14 protein-coding genes and 1 tRNA gene are annotated in these 19731 nt (G+C 63.4%); 11 read left to right on the top strand and 4 right to left on the bottom strand.

Annotated features, from left to right (window positions below):
• Positions 1–43 precede the first annotated feature (43 nt).
• On the top strand, positions 44–3700 hold the full coding sequence (gene mfd / locus ACMT3I_RS02305; RefSeq protein WP_414802823.1) for a transcription-repair coupling factor: 3657 nt from the start codon (positions 44–46) through the stop codon (positions 3698–3700).
• 28 nt (positions 3701–3728) lie between these two features.
• Here the strand turns inward: mfd and nhaA are convergent, their stop codons facing one another.
• Positions 3729–4988 carry a Na+/H+ antiporter NhaA gene (nhaA, locus tag ACMT3I_RS02310; RefSeq protein ID WP_414802824.1) on the bottom strand — a complete coding sequence of 420 codons (1260 nt, stop codon included), beginning with the start codon at positions 4986–4988 and terminating at the stop codon, positions 3729–3731.
• An 88-nt stretch (positions 4989–5076) separates the two neighbouring features.
• Between nhaA and ACMT3I_RS02315 the strand changes: the two genes are divergently transcribed.
• Together ACMT3I_RS02315 and ACMT3I_RS02320 are read left to right on the top strand one after the other, a co-directional pair.
• A complete protein-coding gene (locus tag ACMT3I_RS02315) occupies positions 5077–5790 on the top strand; it encodes a MazG family protein (protein ID WP_414802825.1) in 714 nt (237 codons plus the stop codon).
• 3 nt (positions 5791–5793) lie between these two features.
• Positions 5794–7566 (top strand): alkaline phosphatase family protein, encoded by a 1773-nt coding sequence (locus ACMT3I_RS02320; RefSeq protein ID WP_414802826.1) that lies wholly within the window; start codon positions 5794–5796, stop codon positions 7564–7566.
• A 3-nt stretch (positions 7567–7569) separates the two neighbouring features.
• Here ACMT3I_RS02320 and ACMT3I_RS02325 read toward each other — a convergent pair whose 3' ends face one another.
• Positions 7570–8715 carry an ABC transporter permease gene (locus tag ACMT3I_RS02325; RefSeq protein ID WP_414802827.1) on the bottom strand — a complete coding sequence of 382 codons (1146 nt, stop codon included), beginning with the start codon at positions 8713–8715 and terminating at the stop codon, positions 7570–7572.
• Positions 8712–9665 (bottom strand): ABC transporter ATP-binding protein, encoded by a 954-nt coding sequence (locus ACMT3I_RS02330; protein ID WP_414802828.1) that lies wholly within the window; start codon positions 9663–9665, stop codon positions 8712–8714. The genes ACMT3I_RS02325 and ACMT3I_RS02330 overlap by 4 nt, the downstream gene beginning before the upstream one ends.
• Before the next feature lie 122 nt (positions 9666–9787).
• Here ACMT3I_RS02330 and ACMT3I_RS02335 point away from each other — a divergent pair, with 122 nt between their 5' ends.
• The 8 genes from ACMT3I_RS02335 (at position 9788) to ACMT3I_RS02370 (ending at position 17220) form a co-directional block, all read left to right on the top strand.
• Positions 9788–10321, top strand: a complete 534-nt coding sequence (locus ACMT3I_RS02335; protein ID WP_414802829.1) for a ferritin — start codon at positions 9788–9790, stop codon at positions 10319–10321.
• 67 nt (positions 10322–10388) lie between these two features.
• Positions 10389–11663: a histidine--tRNA ligase gene (gene hisS, locus ACMT3I_RS02340; RefSeq protein ID WP_414802830.1), complete on the top strand. Its 1275-nt coding sequence runs from the start codon at positions 10389–10391 to the stop codon at positions 11661–11663.
• Between the two features lie 75 nt (positions 11664–11738).
• Positions 11739–13019, top strand: coding sequence for a phosphopyruvate hydratase (eno, locus tag ACMT3I_RS02345; RefSeq protein ID WP_414802831.1), 1281 nt, complete (start codon positions 11739–11741; stop codon positions 13017–13019).
• Between the two features lie 94 nt (positions 13020–13113).
• Positions 13114–13593 carry an FtsB family cell division protein gene (locus tag ACMT3I_RS02350; protein WP_414802832.1) on the top strand — a complete coding sequence of 160 codons (480 nt, stop codon included), beginning with the start codon at positions 13114–13116 and terminating at the stop codon, positions 13591–13593.
• A complete protein-coding gene (locus tag ACMT3I_RS02355; RefSeq protein WP_414802833.1) occupies positions 13590–14135 on the top strand; it encodes a DUF501 domain-containing protein in 546 nt (181 codons plus the stop codon). Before ACMT3I_RS02350 ends, ACMT3I_RS02355 begins: the two co-directional genes overlap by 4 nt.
• An 8-nt stretch (positions 14136–14143) precedes the next feature.
• Positions 14144–15409, top strand: a complete 1266-nt coding sequence (locus tag ACMT3I_RS02360) for a S8 family serine peptidase (RefSeq protein ID WP_414802834.1) — start codon at positions 14144–14146, stop codon at positions 15407–15409.
• Between the two features lie 40 nt (positions 15410–15449).
• Positions 15450–17042: an NAD(P)/FAD-dependent oxidoreductase gene (locus tag ACMT3I_RS02365; protein WP_414802835.1), complete on the top strand. Its 1593-nt coding sequence runs from the start codon at positions 15450–15452 to the stop codon at positions 17040–17042.
• A 101-nt stretch (positions 17043–17143) separates the two neighbouring features.
• Positions 17144–17220, top strand: a tRNA-Leu gene (locus ACMT3I_RS02370).
• 73 nt (positions 17221–17293) lie between these two features.
• Here the strand turns inward: ACMT3I_RS02370 and ACMT3I_RS02375 are convergent.
• Entirely contained in the window at positions 17294–19600 is a 2307-nt protein-coding gene (locus ACMT3I_RS02375; protein ID WP_414802836.1) for a hypothetical protein, read from the bottom strand.
• Between the last annotated feature and the right edge of the window lie 131 nt (positions 19601–19731).

The raw sequence follows: 19731 nt of genomic DNA on the forward strand, positions 1-19731 counted from the left end.
GTCAGCAGGAAGTGCCCAGCCAGCACTGGATTAGACTTGGGATGTGATCCTCCAGGGCTTAATCGCAGCGCTTTCTGGCGCCTCCACGTTCGATAAGGCACTGGGCTTCGCAGCCAGGGACGCCGATTTCTCGCTGACAGAGGGTCTGCGAGCACCGCTGTTGGCAGCGTTGCTCGGGCAACGACGCACGCTGGGCGAGACTCAGGCGCTCTTCGTCATCACGGCAACGGGGCGCGACTCTGAAGCCCTTCGCGAGAATCTGGCCTGCTTCGCACCTGGCTCAACGCCAGACGGTCAGAACCACGCCGAGATCGTCGATTTCCCCGCCTGGGAGACCCTGCCGCACGAACGACTGAGCCCGAGCGCCGAGATCGTCGGTCGTCGTCTCTATGCGCTGCGCCGCATGCGTGACTGGGAGAAGTCAGACCCGGCAACCCGGCGTCCGCTCATCGTGGTTGCCTCGGTTCGTGCTGCACTGCAGCCCGTTGCAGACAACCTCACCGACTATGAGCCCATCGAACTGGTCGCCGGTGCGCGCGGCCATGACCTCGCGCAGATCTCCCTGCAGCTGGTCAACGTGGCATATTCCCGCGTCGACATGGTCACCAGGCGCGGTGAGTTCGCTGTACGCGGTGGCATCCTCGACGTGTTCCCGGCGATTGCGCCGCATCCGTATCGCGTCGAGTTCTTCGGTGACGAGGTCGAGCAGATCCGTGCGTTCTCCGTGGCTGACCAGCGCTCGATGGCCGAGCCGATCGAGTCAGTGTCGCTGCCGCCGAGCCGCGAGCTGCTGCTGAGTCCCGCTGTCCGCCAGCGCGCGGCCGAGATGCAGCATGAGTTCCCGAGCCTGTCGAGCATGCTCGCCAAAATCGCAGACGGCATCCCCGTCGAGGGCATGGAGAGCCTGGCACCCGCACTTCTCGAGCGGCTGGTTCCCGTCACGCACTACCTGCCGACCGGCGCCGCCGTTGCCGTCATCTCGCCCGAACGCGTCGCATCGCGGGCTATCAGCCTGGCCGAGACGAACCGCGAGTTTCTCTCGGCGGCCTGGAATGCCGCAACCGCGGGGGCCGAGGCTCCGATCGACCTTGATTCAGGTGACTTCATCACCCTGGGCGCGCTCAAGGAATCGGTGAAGTACTCGGCTCCCGGCCAGCAGGCACCCACCCACCCGTGGTGGACGCTCAGCACCTTCCAGGCGGCTCCCGACGACGCTCCGGTGCTACCTGAGCACCGCGAGATTGACGATCTGCTCACCGTGCGTATCGATGCAGAAGCCGTACCGAGTTTTCAGGGCAGTGTCGAGGGAGCGGTCACCCACCTGGGCACGCGCCTGAAAGACGGATGGACCGTCGTCATCACTGCGCGCGGCATCGGCCTGGTCGAACGCGCAGCAGACGTGCTCGCCGAGTTCGAACTACCAGCCCGCATCGTGCCCGAGTTTCCCGCCGATCCCGAACCCGGCATCGCATACGTGGTACAGGCATCCGTCGAGCATGGTTTCGAGATGCCGGAGACCAAGCTCACCCTGGTGAGCGAGACCGAGTTCTACGGCCGCACCATCGGCTACGACGCCCGCCAGGTGAAGAAGCTGGCCACCAGGCGGAAGAACGTCGTCGACCCGCTGCAGCTGACGGCTGGCGACTACGTCGTGCACCAGACGCACGGCATCGGCAAGTTCGTCGAACTCACCCAGCGCGAGGTCTCAAGCGGCGGGCGCAACCCGGTCAAGTCCAAGCGTGAATACCTGGTGCTCGAATATGCGCCGTCCAAGCGCGGGCACCCCGGCGATCGTCTGTTTGTGCCGACAGACCAGCTCGACCTGCTCAGTCGATACGTCGGCGGTGAGGCTCCTGCGCTCAGCAAGATGGGCGGCAGCGACTGGTCTGCGGCCAAGACCAAGGCGCGCAAGGCCGTGCGCGACATCGCCGTTGAGCTGGTCAAGCTCTACTCGGCGCGGATGGCGAGCAAAGGCCACGCATTCGGCCCCGATACTCCCTGGCAGCGCGAGCTGGAAGAGGCGTTCCCATTCGCGGAAACGCCCGACCAGCTCACTACCATCGACGAGGTCAAGGCCGACATGGAGCGGCCCATCCCGATGGATCGCCTGCTCTCGGGTGACGTCGGCTTCGGCAAGACAGAGGTGGCGGTGCGCGCCGCGTTCAAGGCCATTCAGGATGGCAAGCAGGTTGTGATGCTTGTACCGACAACCCTGCTCGTGCGTCAGCACATGGAGACGTTCCAGGAACGCTTCGCCGGTTTCCCCGTGCACCTGCGCGCGCTTTCTCGGTTCCAGACCGAGAAAGAGTCCAAGGAGACCATCGCCGGACTGCTCGACGGCACCGTCGACATGGTGATCGGTACCCACAGGCTGCTCTCCGGCTCGATCATCATCAAGGATCTCGGCCTCGTCATCATCGATGAAGAGCAGCGATTCGGCGTCGAGCACAAGGACGCGCTGAAGAAGCTGAAGACAAACGTCGACATCCTGGCCATGAGCGCCACCCCGATCCCGCGCACGCTCGAAATGGCTGTCACCGGAATCAGGGAGATGTCGACCCTGGCCACCCCGCCGGAAGACCGGCATCCGATCCTCACCTTCGTCGGCCCGTATTCCGAGCGGCAGGTCGGCGCGGCGATTCGCCGCGAGCTTTTGCGCGAGGGGCAAATCTTCTTCGTGCACAACCGGGTATCGAGCATCAACCGGGTGGCGGCCCAGCTCAAGGAGCTGGTACCGGAGGCAAGGATCGCCGTCGCGCACGGTCAACTTCCCGAAGCCGTGCTCGAGCAGGTCGTCGTCGACTTCTGGGAGCGCAAGTTCGATGTGCTCGTCTCGACGACGATCATCGAAACAGGCCTCGACATAGCCAACGCGAACACCATCATCATCGACAGGGCAGACAAATACGGTCTCAGCCAGCTGCACCAGCTGCGTGGCCGAGTCGGCCGTGGACGCGAGCGCGCATACGCGTACTTCCTCTACGACGAGAACAAACCGCTGTCAGAGACAGCCCACGAACGCCTCTCGACCATCGCAGCCAACAACGAACTCGGCAGCGGTATGCAGGTAGCGCTGAAAGACCTCGAGATCCGTGGTGCAGGTAACCTGCTCGGTGGCGAGCAGGCCGGTCACATCGCCGGTGTCGGCTTCGACCTGTACCTGCGGATGATCGGCGAAGCCGTCTCAACGTTCAGGGGAGACGTCGCAGAAGGCCAGACAGAGCTGCGCCTCGAACTGCCCGTCGACGCCCACATTCCCGAGGACTACGTCGACAGCGAGCGACTGCGGCTCGAGGCTTACCAGAAGCTCTCGTCGGCAAGCTCACCGGCGGCCAAGGACGACCAGATCGACCTCGTGCTCGAGGAACTCACCGATCGCTACGGCGAACCGCCGCTGCCGGTGAAGAACCTGATCGCCGTCTCCCGGCTCCGCAGGCAGGCCCAGCGGGCCAGCCTGAGCGAGGTAGTCGCCATGGGCTCGAACCTCAGGGTTGCACCGGCCGACCTCGCCGATTCGATCCAGGTTCGTCTGCAACGAATGTACCCTGGCGCGCGCTACTTCACGCAGAACGGTTCACTCACTGTGCCATTGCCCCGCGTGAACGGTGAGGCTCCGGATGACGCGACGCTGATCGCGTGGGCGGGTACGTTCCTCGACGCCATCTTCCCGCCGGCGAAGACGGAAGCAGTAGCTCAGTAGCTCAGTAGCTCAGTAGCGCGCCTGCGTTCTAGCCAGCCAGTGTGCGCTCGCGCGCGTGAGCCCTGTACGTGCGAGCCCGCAGCATCACGACGATCGCCGAGATGACCATCGAGATGCCGGAGCCGAGAAGCACGGCGAGGGTGGCTTCGTCGATCACTTCGTTCTGGCCGCGGAATGCGAGCTCGCCCATCAGCAGCGAGACGGTGAAGCCGATTCCGCCGAGGCAGGCGACCACGATGATGTCCGGCAGCGCCAGTACTGTGCCGCCACGTCGCTTCGAGATCGAGGCTCCCAGCCAGCCGGCGAGGGTGATTCCGACGAACTTGCCGACAGGCAGTGCGATGATGATTCCCCAGAACGCCGGGCTCAGCGCTGAAATGCTCACCTGCGGAATGGCGACCATGGCAGCAGAGAACGCGAACAGCGGCAACACGACGCCGTTGGAGTACGGCTCGATGATGTAATGCGCGCGACCGGCAGGAACGCGGGCCATCACGAGGCCGAGCACCACGCCGGCGATGGTGGCGTGCACTCCTGACTGGTAGGTGAAGTACCAGGTGAGGACGCCAAGCACGACGAGCGAGGCCACCAGGGGCCACTGCGGCTTTCGAGACAGGATCCAGTTGGAGCGTGGCTTGAGCAGCCGGCTGATCATGCCAAACAACGTCGCCGTGATGGCAGCAAAGCCGATGTACTGCATCTGGGCATCCTGGGTGAAGAAGAACGCAATGATCAAGATAGCGATCAGGTCGTCGAGCACCGCCAGCGCGAGCAGGAACACCCGCACCCGAGTCGGAAGGCCCTTCCCGAAGACAGCGAGCACGCCGAGCGCGAAAGCGATATCCGTTGCCGTGGGTACCGGCCAGCCGGAGGAGAGATGACTGCCACTCGTGACGACCAGGTAGATGACAGCCGGGATGATGACACCGCCGAGTGCGGCAAACGCGGGCAGGGCGGCCTTGCTTGCACTGTTGAGATCGCCGATCACCAGCTCGCGCTTCAGCTCGACGGCAACATTGAAGAAGAACAGCGCGAGGATGCCGTCGCTGATCCAGTGGCTGATCGACAGGTCGAGGCCAAAGATGCCGAGATCACGATGTTCGTCGAAGAACGCGATCATGTCGTTGCCGAACGACAGGTTCGCGAGGAGAAGGCCGAGTGCAGCTGCGATCAGCAGCAGCGCTGCCGCGTAGCGCTCAGAGCGGATGAAATTCATGCGGGAGGCTGTCATGAGTGCCTGTTCCAACCCAAACGGGTTCGTGTAGAGATCGAGAGTGGAATCCTCCACCCGCCGACCAGACTTCCCGGCTCACCAGAATTTCAGTTTAGCGAAGCGGTCTACGATGTTGTGAACTGTGCACGCGCTTAAGGAAGACATGACCGACAATTCTCAGCAGGACCAACTCAACATCCTGATCGCTACCGTGGCGCAGCTCCGTGCACCTGGGGGGTGCCCCTGGGACGCTGAACAAACACACGCCTCGCTCGTGCAGTACCTCATCGAGGAGAGCCACGAACTGATCGAAGCGATCGAGAGTGGCAACCGTGACGACATGCTCGAGGAACTCGGCGACGTGCTCTACCAGGTGCTGTTCCACGCCGATATCGCGGCGCACACCAGCGGTGAAGACTTTGACATCCAGGATGTCGCTGCCCACATGAATCAGAAGATGGTCGGCCGTCATCCGCACGTATTCGGTGGAACCCAGCTGGAGACAGCCGAAGAAGTCGTCGCTGCCTGGGATGGCTACAAGGCACAGGAAAAACCGAACCGCACCAGCGTGCTCGACGGAATTCCGCAGGGGATGCCTGCACTGGCGCTGGCCGACAAAGTGCTCGGACGCGCACACAAGATCGGATTGCTTGATCCGAACGCCCCGCAGGCGATGCCAATTGAGAGCGAAGACGACCTCGGTCCGCTGCTGCTGGCGATCGTTGCATCGGCCAAGGCCAATGGGCTCGACTCCGAGCGTGCGCTGCGCAGTGCACTCCGTGATCTGCAGGACGAGATCCGGGATGCCGAACAGCACGATCAGCGTGACCAGGGCGATCAGTTCGACGCTGGCATCATCGGTCGCCAGCTGGACTAGGACATGGCGAACTACACAGACAACCTCGATGACAACACCGAGGAAGCATCCGGCGCGCTGAATTCATCTCGCCGATCATTCTTGAAAGCAACGGGAATCGCCGCAGCAGGCTTTGCCGCCGGCGGCATCAGCGGCGGGACAGTGGGAGCCGCCGTCGGATCAGCCCTCGGCGCTCGGGCGGCCGAGAACGCTGAGTTCGCCCGGCCGCTCAACGCCCGCTCGGAGCCCGGCTTCGACCATGTCGTCGTGCTGATGTTCGAGAACCGGTCCTTCGACAACATCCTGGGCTGGCTGTACACGCCAGACACGGTGCCTGACGGTCAGCAGTTCGACGGTCTGGCTATGGGTAAGTACACAAACACGGCACCGGATGGCACGGTCATCGAGGCCCAAGCGTACAGCGGGTCAACCGACGAGATCATGGGGTCGCCCAACCCTGACCCCGGCGAGCAATACCAGCACGTGAACACGCAGCTGTTCAATACAGTCGACCCCGCATCGAACGAACGGCTGTACACAGAGCCGCTCAAGGCCCCGTTCAACGCGCCGAAGCCCGGTCAGGTCGCCACCAACTCGGGCTTTGTGCACGACTACGACATCAACTATCGGCTGCTCAACAAGGGCAAGGCGCCCTCGGCCGACGATCTGCGGCTGGCGATGGGTGGCTTCACGCCCGACATGCTTCCGGTCACCTCGACACTCGCGCGTAACTTTGCGGTCTTCGACCACTGGTACTGCGCTGTGCCGTCGCAGACGTTCTGCAACAGGTCGTTTTTCCACGCATCCACCTCGCACGGTTTCGTCACGAACGACAAGAGTGGCGGCTACACCAAGTGGCTGAATGCCCCGAAGGCGCCCACGATCTTCAACCGACTCGAGGATGCCGGGATCTCGTGGCGTGTGTACTACGACGCGACCCAGCTGGTGTCGTTCACCGGCGTCATCCACGCCCCTGTACTTGAGAAGTACTGGAAGACGAACTTCAGAACCATGGAGCAGTACCACCTCGATGCCAAGAACGGAACGCTACCGGCGTACGCGTTCATCGAGCCGCGGATGACCTTCAATCACAACGACATGCACCCGCCGGTTGGCAAAGTTCGCGAGAGCGACGTCAACGGTGTCGAAGTCTTCAGTGATGCTATCTCCGACGTACGAGCGGGCGAAGCGCTGCTGCACGACGTGTATACCTCGATCAAGACGTCGGCATCGTCGACGGGTTCCAACGCGGGCAACACTCTCTTGCTCGTGACCTTCGACGAGCACGGCGGAACCTACGACCACGTCGCTCCACCGACGGCGACCCCGCCTTCGAGCCCGGCGACAGAGGGGGAGATGGGGTTCACCTTCGATCGCCTCGGCCTGCGGGTACCCACCATCGCGATCTCGGCCTATACGCGGGCCGGAACCGTCATCAACACCGAAATGCATCACGCCGCGGTGATCAAGACGCTCAGTCGCCTGCATGGTCTCGCCCCGCTCACCGAGCGTGACGAGGTGGCGAATGACCTGTTCTCCGTGGTCAACAGGCAAACTCCTCGGCCCGTGTCCGACTGGCCGGACACTCATCCGCAGTACACGCCGCCGAACGCAGAACTGTCGCCGATACCGCGAGAGAAGTACAAGGGTCGACCGCTCAGTTCACCGGCCAAGGGCTTGATCGGCCTCTTGATCGCGCGTTTCGGCGCCCCGGGCCAGAGCGCGCCTGACACGTACGGAGAGGCGTTCGACACGCTGATGCTGCACGGTAATGGCCTGTTCGGCACGACCGACTAGCTGCTACGCGATCCGGCTTCCGGTCGGCAGCTTGCGCGCCGGTGTGCTCGTGCGCCGCCAGGCCCAGAACAGCGCGCCGGCGCCCATCAGCAGGTGGATGCCAAGGCCGACGAACCAGGACGGCACAGTTGTCGCGTAGATATCCTGCGGGTCAGGGTTTGCGCCGTCGGTGTAGCCCTCATTCGGCAGCGCTGCCTGTGCGCAGTAGTCGTTCACGTTGTGCAACTCCGGGCTCTCCTGAGCAGAGCGCACGGCGTACGAGATCCAGCCGAACACGTCGGACGGGTATCCGCTCTCATCGCTCACTGTGGGTGACGAGTCGGCGACGACAACGTAGGGATTCGCTGCCAGGACCCACCAGTACAGATCGAAGCGCGGAACCTCGTATGTGGAGGTGACGGGTGGTGCGCAGACGATATCGGACTGGGCGCCGGTGTCAGAGTCGTAGCTCGATGAGGCCACATCGATAAACACCGACGTCGCTTCCGATCGGGTCGCACTGCCAAGCAGCGCAAACGCGATCAGGGTTCCGACGCTGAGTGCTGCAACGACCAGGTAGGTGACGACGATGGAGAACAGGCCACGACCGAGCACGCCTGACAGGCCGACGCCGATCGCCGCGATCACTCCGAGTTCAATCGCAAGAACCAGGATTGATATCAGGATTGTGGCGACCGAGACCTTGCCGAGGATCACGGCGAAGCACAGGAACGGCACAGCGGCAACCAAAAAGGCCAGGGCGGTGATCCAGGCAGCGATGAACTTCCCGAGCACGAGTTGGCCCGTGGTGATAAGCGTCACCTGGGTGGTCGCCAGCGTGCCGGCTTCGCGGTCGCCGTTGATCGCATTGCCAGAGAGTGCGGGTGAGACGAGGGTGCCGAGCAGGAGAACGAACAATACGACGATCGAGTAGATAGCCCCGCCGCCGGTCTCCCACGCCGATGTCGCTATCCAGACGAGTACCGTAACAGCGGCGACCAGAAGAATGAAGATTCCAAGCAGCACGTACCACGCGACGCCGCGGGCTCGCTGCCGCAGCTCAAGGGTCACGATCAGCCAGAGGCCGGACCAGTACGTGCGCCAGGGGGAGTCTTGGGCGCCCTGCGGTGCCTCGTTCTCGCGCGCGTCGGTCACGTCGATGCGGCTCACAGGCTGACCCCTCCAGTTGCGTTGTTGGTTCTGCTCAGGTCAAGGAATGTGTGCTCCAGGTCGCCGACGGCCGGGCCATATGCCGAGATCGGCACACCCAGGCCGATCAGCCGGGACAACAGCTCGGCCGCTGCGGCTTCGTGGGCGACCTGCACGAGCGTGCCGAGGTTGTCAGTGCTGCTGATGTCAGGTCCCACCCCCACCTCGGCCAGCGCTGCGGCAAGTGCGACGGGATTCAAGGAACGGATGCGCCACGCCCTGGCGCTGGCTTCTGCCTGCGCGATGCGGTCGGCGCCGACGGTTCGTCCGCTCGTCATGTAGACGGCGGCATCGGCCATCTCGTCGAGTTCGGCCAGCACGTGGCTGGAGATCAGAATCGCCGTTCCCTCGCCGGCCAGCCTTCTAATCAGGTCGCGGAGCGCTGCTCGGGCTGACGGATCCAGGCCGGAGGCCGGCTCGTCGAGCAGCAAAACCGACGGGTTGTGCACCAGCGCCCGCGCCAGGCTGAGGCGCTGCTTCTGGCCGCGGGAGAGCACACGGGACGGCTGGTCGGCCAGCGCGGTGAGATCAGTGAGTGCGATCAGCTCTGCCGCCCGTTGTTCGGCCAGGGCGCGCGGCATCCGGTACATCCGTCCGGTGACGTTGAGGGCAGCACGCACGCTCAGGGTGGGCCAGGCGCCGAGGGCATCAGGCATCCAGCCCATTGAGGCGCGCACGGCGGCAGGGTCCGTGAGCGGATCGTGACCGGCGACGCTGATGGTGCCGGCATCGGGGGCAAGCAGGGTGGCGAGCATCAGCATGAGGGTGGTCTTGCCAGAGCCGTTGGGACCGATGAGCGCGGTGACCGAGCCTGGCGCGACGCTGAGCGTCGCATCCTGCACGGCGTGCACTGAGCCAAAACTGCGGCTGACTCCGACGACGTGGATTCCACCCGACACTGCGTTGTTCATCTGACTCCCCGTTGGTTCTGCCGATGGAGGCAGATTGGCTGAGAGTCTACTGGGGCGTGAAAGCAAGTTCGCGGAGCCTAACCTCACTGGTGCTGGCGTGCCGTTGCCGTTAGCGTCTGAACATGAGCGAAACGTCATTCAAAGAACTACTGGCCGCCCAGATCGGAAACGAGTTTGCTGCATCGCAGCAGTACATCGCCATCGCCGTCTGGTTCGACAACCAAGACCTTCCGCAGCTGGCCGCACATTTCTATCGCCAGTCGCTCGAAGAGCGCAACCACGCCATGATGCTGGTGCAGTACCGACTCGACCGTGGTCTCGACATTGTGATTCCGGGCATCCCTGCAGTGCGCAATGACTTCGCGAACGCCGTGGAGCCGATTGCACTCGCCCTGGAGCAGGAGAAGCAGGTCACCAGCCAGATCGAGGCGCTGTTCAAGGCGGCTCGCGCAGACGGCGACGCCCTCGGCGAGCAGGCGATGCTGTGGTTCCTCAAAGAACAGATCGAAGAGGTCGCCTCGATGTCGACCCTGCTCACTATCGCCAAGCGTGCGGGTGACAACTGGTTCGACCTGGAGAACTTCATCGCTCGCGAGAACGTTGGCGACGGCGGACTCGAAGCGGATGCACCTGGTGCAGCCGGCGGAGCGCTCTAACCTCCTGAATCTGTCACGCTTGCCGTCGGCGGCGTTGTCGCCGACGGCAAGCTGGCAGAATTGATGCATGGCGACTTCTGTAACCCCTCCCCGTGGCATGCGCGACTTCCTCCCGGCCGAAAAGGCAACCAGGGAGCATGCACTGGGGATCATCAGGACGAGCTTCGCCTCACACGGCTTCGACGAGATCGAGACTCCGGTCATGGAGGATTCCTCCCGGCTGCACTCCGGTCTCGGTGGCGACAACGAAAAGCTTGCATTCGCCGTCATGAAGCGTGGCCTGGGGGCAGAAGACCTCATTGCCGCGGCAGAGACCGGCGATGTACTCTCACTCGCCGACCTTGGCCTGCGCTTCGACCTGACAGTGCCGCTTGCCCGGTTCTACGCCACCCACAGGGCTAACCTGCCGACAGTGTTCAGATCCATTCAGATCGCGCCGGTCTGGCGAGCCGAACGCCCGCAGAAGGGCAGATACCGCCAGTTCATGCAGTGCGACATCGACATCATCGGCGAGGCCAGCGCGCTCGCCGAGATCGAGCTCATCACCGCGACGGCAGCAGCCCTCGATGCCCTCGGGCTCACCGGCTGCTCGATCCGCATCAATGACCGCCGTATCCTCAGCACGCTGCTCGCCCACTGGGGTGTGCCGGCCGAGCTCACCGAACGTGCGCTGATCACCATCGACAAGCTCGACAAGATCGGGGTCGACGGCGTCGTCGCAGAGCTCGGTGCTCTCGGCATCATCGACGACGGCAATGCAGCGGATGCCGTGGCAGCCACCCTCAACTCGATCGGTGACGCCGGCTGGCACCTCACAGACGGTGTCGTCGCTCCGCCGGCCTGGCTCGACCAGGACGCATACGCCGACCTGCTCACGCTGAAGGCCGCGGTTCCGGGTATTGAGATCGTCTTCGACCCGACACTGGTGCGTGGCATGGGCTACTACACCGGCACAATCTTCGAGATCGCACACCCCACCAGGGGATACTCGCTCGGCGGTGGCGGACGCTACGACGGCATGATCGGCCGCTTCCTCGGCACGGATGTTCCGGCATGCGGCTTCTCGATCGGCTTCGAACGCATCGTCGACCTGCTCGAAGAAGACGAGGCATCGGCACAGAACGCCGTCGTCCTCGTTCACGAGAAGGACGCTGACCCCGCAGTGCTCGTTGCGCTCAAGGGCCAGCTCATCACACAGGGCCTGCGGGTGCGCCTCGAGCGCAGGGCCAAGAACATGAAGGCGCTGCTCGAACGCGCAGCGGATGCAGGATACGGCCGCTTTGCCTTCGTCGGTACCGAGGCGTCAGATGCCGATTCACTGGAGTTCAAGTCGCTTCGGTGACCTCGCGGCTAGACTGGCAGCTGATGACAGCGTCGTTTTCAAACAAACCATCAACACAGAACACAGGAGATAGTTGTGGCTCTCATTGAGGCAGTAGACGCCCGCGAAATTCTCGACTCCCGGGGTAACCCAACGGTCGAGGTCGAGGTTTTGCTTGAGGATGGCACGGTCAGCCGTGCCGCCGTACCCTCCGGCGCATCGACCGGCGCATTCGAAGCATACGAACTGCGCGACGGCGACAAGGATCGCTACCTCGGCAAGGGCGTGCTGAAGGCCGTCGACGCTGTGATCGAAGACCTCGGACCGGCGATCGAAGACCTCGACGCCACCGACCAGCGCATCGTTGACGCCGCCCTCAGGGAGGCAGACGGTACCGATAACAAGGAGCGCCTCGGCGCCAACTCGATCCTCGGCGTGAGCCTGGCCGTTGCCAAGGCAGCTGCACACTCTGCCGACCTGCCGCTGTTCCGCTACCTCGGTGGCCCGAACGCGCACACGCTGCCCGTTCCACTGATGAACATCATCAACGGTGGCTCGCATGCAGACAACGACGTTGACATCCAGGAATTCATGATCGTTCCGCTGGGTGCAGACACGTTCAGCGAAGGCCTGCGCTGGGGCGTTGAGACCTACCACGCCCTCAAGGGCCTGCTGAAGTCGAAGGACCTCTCCACCGGCCTCGGCGACGAGGGTGGATTCGCTCCCAACCTGCCGAGCAACCGTGCGGCGCTCGACCTCATCGTCGAGGCCATCACCCTCGCCGGCTACACGCCTGGCAAGGACATCGCCCTGGCACTCGACTGCGCAGCAACCGAGTTCTACAAGGACGGTTCGTACAACTTCGAAGGCAAGCAGCTGTCGGCCACCGAGATCGTCGCGTACTACGCAGAGCTCGTTGAGGCATACCCGCTCGTCTCGATCGAAGACCCGCTCGAAGAAGAAGACTGGGACGGCTACGTCCACCTCACCGAGCAGCTCGGCGACAAGGTGCAGATCGTCGGAGATGACCTGTTCGTCACCAACCCGGTTCGCCTGGCCAAGGGTCTCGCGATCGGCGCAGCAAACTCGATCCTGGTGAAGGTCAACCAGATCGGCACGCTCACTGAGACGCTCGACGCCGTTGCCCTCGCGCAGCGCAGCGGATACACCGCAATCCTGTCGCACCGTTCAGGTGAGACCGAAGACACCACCATCGCCGACCTGGCAGTGGCAACGGATGCCGGTCAGATCAAGACCGGTGCGCCTGCCCGCAGCGAGCGAGTCGCTAAGTACAATCAGTTGCTGAGGATCGAAGAAGAGCTGGGCGAGGCCGCGGTTTACGCCGGCCGTTCCGCTTTCCCTCGTTTCAAGGGCTAAGTAGTGACGAGAGCTCTCGAAGCGCTGGATGCACCCGCGCTTCGAGAGCTTTCTTTTTTGTGCAGGTATTCGTAAGCCAGCGAACGGAGTTGTAGTGGCAAAATCTCGCCCCCAACAGCAGCCGGTAGCCCTTGATGGCGCTGAATCGGCCGCAGGCGGCTGGCTGCGCGGCATCCGTGTTTCAGGCTTCTCATTTGTGATGATGGGCATCCTGGTGCTGGCGGTTGTAGTGCTTGCTCCCAGCCTGCGCACGTACGCTGAACAGCGGCAACAGATCGATCAGTTGCAAGACGGTGTGCAGTCAGCGCAGGCGGAAGTCGACAAGCTCAAGTCGGAACGCGAACGGTGGAATGACCGCACGTACATCACGACACAGGCTCGCGATCGGCTCTCCTATGTGCAGCCAGGCGACATCTCCTTCCTCGTGATCAACGATCTAGACCTGCCCACCACCGAAGCTGCAGACACTGCTCCGGTGAGTAAAGACATCCAAGACACCCAAGTCGATTGGCTCAAATCAATGTTTGCCTCTGTCATGACAGCCGGCCTCGCCCCCGAGGCGGTCGCCCAGTGACCAGACCCCCTTTCGACCCGCCGACCGACCGCGACATCGCGATCGTTTCAGCACAGCTGGGCCGCCAGGCCCGCGACGTCGCCGGTATTGCAGCGCGCTGCGTGTGCGGAGCGCCGACGGTCGTCGCCACAGCCCCACGTTTGAGCGACGGAACTCCGTTCCCGACGCTGTACTACTTAACGCACCCGGCAGCGACGGCCGCCATCTCGTTCCTCGAGGCCACTCAGGTCATGAACGAGTACAACCAGATGCTGGCGGATGACGCCGATCTGAAGGCCGCATACCTGGCCGCGCACCAGAGCTTCCTGGCCGATCGCGAAAAGCTCGGAACTGTGACAGAGGTCGCCGGGATTTCGTCAGGCGGTATGCCAGAACGCGTCAAGTGCCTGCATGCCCTTGCGGGCCATGCGCTGGCTGCCGGTCCAGGGGTCAACCCCATCGGCGATCTCGCACTCGAGCGCGCGAAGTGGTCACCCACCGTGTGCGAATGTCTGGACTATGAGTTTGATGAGGTCAGCCGGTCAGGCTCGGCGGACGCGTGAGGGATGGGATGCGACGACTAGGACTTGGCATCGGAGCTGTCATCGCTGGTGCGATGCTGTTCGGCTCTGTCGCTGTCGTCGCAGCCCCTGCTCAGGCCGACCAGGTTCGTGACCTCGAATACTGGTTGAACGACTACGGATTCAGCCAGGCCTGGAACACCACGCGTGGTGCCGGTGTCACTGTTGCTGTGATCGATACCGGTATCGCCACCGGCGTGGCCGATCTGGCCGGCGCTGTCTCAGGCGGTACCGACGTTTCGGGCATCGGATCGTCAGACGGGCGCATGCCTGTCGGAGAAGACAGCGACCACGGCACCATGGTGGCGTCGCTGTTGGCCGGACGCGGAACGGGCAACGGCAACGGCGTCATCGGTGTTGCACCTGCGGCGTCGCTGCTCTCGATTTCTGTTGCCTTCGGCAATTCAAGTTCGCCCGTGAGTAACGATGAGCAAATCGCCCAGGCGGTTCGCTGGGCCGTTGACAACGGGGCCGACGTCATCAACATGTCACTCACCCGCAACACCCTTGACTGGCCGCAGAGCTGGGATGACGCGTTCCTCTACGCGTTTGAGAATGATGTCGTCGTCGTCGCTGCAGCGGGCAACCGTGGCAGCGGTACCACCGAGGTCGGCGCCCCTGCCACGATCCCTGGCGTGCTGACCGTTGCCGGAGTCGACCGCAACAAGAAGGCGAGTTTCGACGCATCGTCGCAGGGAATCACGATCTCGGTCGCCGCACCGAGCGAGGAGCTCGTCGGCGTCAATCCCCAAAGCGACTACATGGTGTGGAACGGCACGAGTGCCGCGACGCCGATCGTGTCAGGACTTGTCGCGCTCGTGCGTGCCGCGCATCCCGAACTCGATGCAGCCCAGGTGATGAACAGGGTCATTGCAACAGCAGACTCCAACGGTCAGAGTGTTCCGAGCCCGATTTATGGAAACGGCCTGATCGACGCGGCCGCTGCGGTCAAGGCGGATGTGCCTGCCTCGACAGCTCAGACACCGGCTGCACTGCTTCAGGACTGGATTCACCTGCACCGCAGGGCAGAAAACACTCCGAGTTCCGGCGAAACACCATCGGTGATTGCGCCGGACGCGCCTCAGCAGGACCCCCCACTTCCGGTGCAGAGCGTGATGGCTGCATGGGTTCCCAACCAAATCACCATGACATATATCAGCTTGCCGCTCGGTGTACTTCTGGGATTTGGTATCCTAGTAACGCTGTTCGGCATCGGCGCCTCTCGGCACATCAAGCGCGTTCGACGAAATTACTGATCGTAAGCGCATTTCATTTCATGTAGGAGGCCTTTTCATCGTGCCCAAAATTCTCATCGTTGGCGGTGGCTACGCCGGTTTTTACACCGCTTGGAAGCTTGAGAAGTGGCTCCGCAACGGGGAAGCCGATGTAACAATCGTTGACCCGCTGCCGTACATGACGTACCAGCCGTTCCTTCCAGAGGTCGCCGCGGGCTCCATTGAGGCACGTCACGCCGTTGTTGCGCACCGTCGCCACCTCAAGAAGACGAACATCATCACCGCGAAGGTCACGAACGTGAACCACGCGGAGAAGAAGGCGACTATTCAGCCGCCCACAGGTGATGCATACGACTTCGAGTACGACATCGTCGTGGTGACTGCAGGAGCCGTCTCGCGCACCTTCCCGATCCCGGGCGTCGCAGACCAGGCAATCGGCCTGAAGACGATTGAAGAAGCAGTCGCGATCCGCGACCGTGTTCTCACCAACTTCGACAAGGCCGCAAACCTGCCTGCCGGTCCAGAGCGCGACCGCCTGCTGACCTTCGTGGTCGTCGGTGGTGGCTTTGCCGGTATCGAGGTCTTCGCCGAGCTGCGTTCATTCGCGACAGCCCTGCTCAAGCGCTACCCGGAGATCAACTTCGAAGACACGCACTTCCACCTCATCGAGGCCATGGGACGCATCATGCCCGAGGTGTCGCTTGAGACCAGCAAGTGGGTTATCAACAACCTCGACCAGCGTGGCGCAACGATCCACCTCGACACCCAGCTCACCTCGGCTGTCGACGGCAAGATTGAGCTCTCCACCGGTGAAAGCTTCTACACCGACCTCATCGTCTGGACCGCTGGCGTCATGGCGAACCCGACGATCGTGCGTCACACCGACCTTCCGATCGAAGAGCGTGGCCGCCTCAAGGTGCGCGCCGACCTGCGCGTCGGTACCGAAGACGAGATCATCGAAGGCGCATGGGGCGCCGGCGACGTGACGGCCGTTCCCGACCTCAGCGGTGGTGGGGTCGGCGGCTACTGCGTTCCGAACGCACAGCACGCTGTTCGCCAGGGCAAGCTCATGGCCAAGAACATCGTTGCAGTCCTCCGCGGCGAAGGCCCCAAGGAGTACCTCCACAAGAACCTCGGTGCTGTTGCCGGCCTCGGCGTCGGCGTCGGCGTCTTCCAGTCTGGCAAGTTCGCGCTGAAGGGCCTGCTTGCCTGGTTCGCACACCGTGGCTACCACGGTCTGGCGATTCCGAGCTGGGAGCGTAAGCTCCGTGTCATCTGGGGCTGGGTGAACAACTTCTTCCTGGGTCGCGACATCGTCTCGATCGCTGCTGTGCAGCACCCGCGTGCAGTGTTCGAAGAATTCGCATCGCGTCCGAAGCCCCCGGTCGAGGCTGCTCCTGCTGCTCCTGCTGCTACGGCAATTGCTGCGCCGGCCGCCAAGGCCACCGCAGCAGCCAAGGCACCGGCAAAGGCCGCAGCACCCAAGGCCGCCAAGGCCGCAGCAACCAAGGCTCCCGCAGCCGATACGACTCCGAAGGCTCCGGCAGCTCGCGCTCCGCGTCGTCCGGCGGTCAAGAAGGCCCCTGCGGCTGCTCCGGCAGTCGATGCTGCAGCAACCGACGCTCCTGCGTCAGACGCAGTTTCCACGTCCTAACCGGCGTACCCGCACCAACGCACAAGCACTAAGGGCTGCGACCATTCGGTCGCAGCCCTTAGGCTTAAGCGTTCCTGGCCGTTTCTGACGTTCAGGTGCGCGCCCCCGTAGCCCAATCGGCAGAGGCAGACGACTTAAAATCGTCACAGTCTGGGTTCGAATCCCAGTGGGGGCACCAGCACGCAGCGGCGACGCTAGCCCAAATGGTCGCCGATATTCTCTGTCGGCGCCCCACCCCGCCCTGCCAGCGGTCAGCGCAGGATCGGTGCGATGTAGGTATACCAGCCCCAGATGCACACGCTGACAAGTGCGAAACCGATGGCTGAAAGCCACACGACGGTTGCCGTGCCGCTGGCATTGGCTGCAGCAAACACCGGGGTCATCGAGACGAACAGCACGGTGAGCGTGCTCACGGCCAGCCCTGCCCAGATAGGCGGCGACCAGGCAAGCAGACTGCGTCCGCTCGTCCGCGTGAGCGGGGCCAGAAGCACCGCTGCTGAGCCGAGCGAGGTGAGCACGACGATGTTCACGAACTCGGCGCTGAACGTTGCCAGCAGGCTTGTTGACGGTGGAAGCAGCGGAAGAATCAACCAGCCAACAACGGCCAGGATGATCAGGCTCGCTGCGCGTACCGCGGCAAGTCGTCCCCTGGTGGCCAGCTCACGTGCTCTGGCCGCCGCATCAGCCATGGCGTCGGATTCAGCGGCCGTGGCCCCGACGGTGATACCAAAAAGCAGGCCGAAGAGGAACGCCGGATTCAAATCGATGTAGCGTGACGCCAGGGCGGCGGCGCCGACGATGAACAGCGAACCGGGCATGAACTTGTACGTCGCGGACACGTTGAGCACGCGCGAACTCCACCACAGCGGCACGAATACACTCACTGCGTTCACGAGAGCGACGGCAAGGATCGCACCGATGAGCAGTCGGAGATAAGCCGGCTGGTCGGCGATTGGGCCTGACATGACGATGAATGCTGCGGCGGCAACCACTGCAGCGCCCTGGCTGAGCGGCCGGCTGATACGCAGCGTTGGAGCAGTCTCGAACTCGACGGCTGCGCGATTGCGACCTGACAACTTCGCCGTCCGCCAGAGCGGCTTGCCACCGCGGGCTCGCGTGATCGTGCTGGAAAGCAACAGCGCGGGGACGACGAGCAACAGCAGTACAGCACCGGTGAGTATGAGCGCCTGGATCCAGGGCAGCGTCTCGACGAAGCCGAGCGGCACGATCGCAGTGGCAAAGCGCGTCGGGTCGCTCCAGCTGCCTGTGACGCCCAGCGCGGGCAAGCTGCCGTTGCTGCTATTTCCGCCGGTGCCTGAGGCGCCAGATGGTGGTATGGGCGCCGCAGTCGGGCTGCTCGTCCCCGGTTCGGCTGAAGCGGATGGCGTGCCCGGTACGGGCGGGGCAGCTGGATCAGGCTCATCAGAGGGGCGCACAGGGGCTGGTAACTCACTGGGCGATGCTGAACTCGTGTCGTTGGCGAACGTCAGGGTGAGCGCTACGGAACCGCTGCTCAGGTTTCCGGCAGCATCTTGTTGCACGGCAATCACTCGGTAGGCGCCGGCCGGAACCGCGCCGGCACTGCAGCTCCACGTGCCGTCTGACACCACTGATGTGCACAGCTGCTGAGGGCCGGCATAAACGATGACGCGGGCGCCATCGTCACCGGTGCCGGCGTAGGAGCTTCCGGCCAATGACACGATTCCGCCGGTGCTTGGCGCGGTGATCACCGGCGGCGCCGGGCGGTCGAGGTCAAACAGAACGGTCATCGCCGCGCTGGTGTTTGACGAGGATGGCGAGCTGTAATCGGTCTTCTGATTCGCTGTGACGGCGTGGCTTCCGCTGGTCAGCGTGCCGATCAGTGCGCACACCCAGTTGCCTGAGCCGTCGACGACAGCAAAGCACTGGGCGCCGCTCGGCACAGAGGCCGAGACCGTTGCGCCCGGGTAACCGGTTCCGCGCACTGTACCGTTCGACGACGACTGGCCGCTGGGACCACCCACGACGGTCGGAGCGGCAAGCACTGCAACAGTGATGCTGTCGTTCAGGGCGGCGTCGCCAGAGACGACTGCACGCAAGGGAACGACGGGACCGCTGGGCAGTCTCACCTCACAACTCCACGTCGTCGTTCCATTGGCGGGAGCGATGCAGGCAGGTTCGCCGCCCGCAGTTGAAAAGACCTGGATCTCATGTGCTGCGTCGCGGGTGCCAGACACCGTTGTGGAGTCGCGGCTGATGAAGATGCCTGAAGCGGGGGCAGTGATGATGGGGGCGGCAGCGGGCTGAACGGTGCTGGGGGGACTGGTCGCCGGTGGAGCCGGCGTTGTCGTGGACGGCGTGGGCGTCGTCAGGTCGGACGAGCCAGGAGTCGGCGTCGACAGTGCGACCGCTGGTGGGGTCGGCTCATCGAGAGTTGTCTCTGCATGGGCCGCGGTGGCGGCTCCGGGAAGACCGATCGAGAGTATCCCGAACGCGAGAACTCCTGCGACGACAACGGCAGTTGTCTTTCGGGTACGCCAGTGAATGAGACCGCGTTTGATCGTGATTGGCACATCCACCCCCGCTACCATTTCAGGGGGTAGAACGCGTGAAGTCAACGTCCGCCACGGCTCGGCAGAGATTCGTCAGTAGATTGTTACCCTTCGGTAACCCGACGTAGTGCATACTGGCGACTGGGTCAAATGTCCCA

Source organism: Leifsonia sp. A12D58, assembly GCF_047530025.1.
GTDB lineage: Bacteria > Actinomycetota > Actinomycetes > Actinomycetales > Microbacteriaceae > Cryobacterium.

Coding starts and splice junctions, on each gene's coding strand:
- ACMT3I_RS02335 (WP_414802829.1), top strand. CDS start 9,788: ATGAGCGAAACGTCATTCAAAGAACTACTGGCCGCCCAGATCGGAAAC.
- hisS (WP_414802830.1), top strand. CDS start 10,389: ATGGCGACTTCTGTAACCCCTCCCCGTGGCATGCGCGACTTCCTCCCG.
- ACMT3I_RS02315 (WP_414802825.1), top strand. CDS start 5,077: ATGACCGACAATTCTCAGCAGGACCAACTCAACATCCTGATCGCTACC.
- ACMT3I_RS02320 (WP_414802826.1), top strand. CDS start 5,794: ATGGCGAACTACACAGACAACCTCGATGACAACACCGAGGAAGCATCC.
- ACMT3I_RS02330 (WP_414802828.1), bottom strand. CDS start 9,665: ATGAACAACGCAGTGTCGGGTGGAATCCACGTCGTCGGAGTCAGCCGC.
- ACMT3I_RS02360 (WP_414802834.1), top strand. CDS start 14,144: ATGCGACGACTAGGACTTGGCATCGGAGCTGTCATCGCTGGTGCGATG.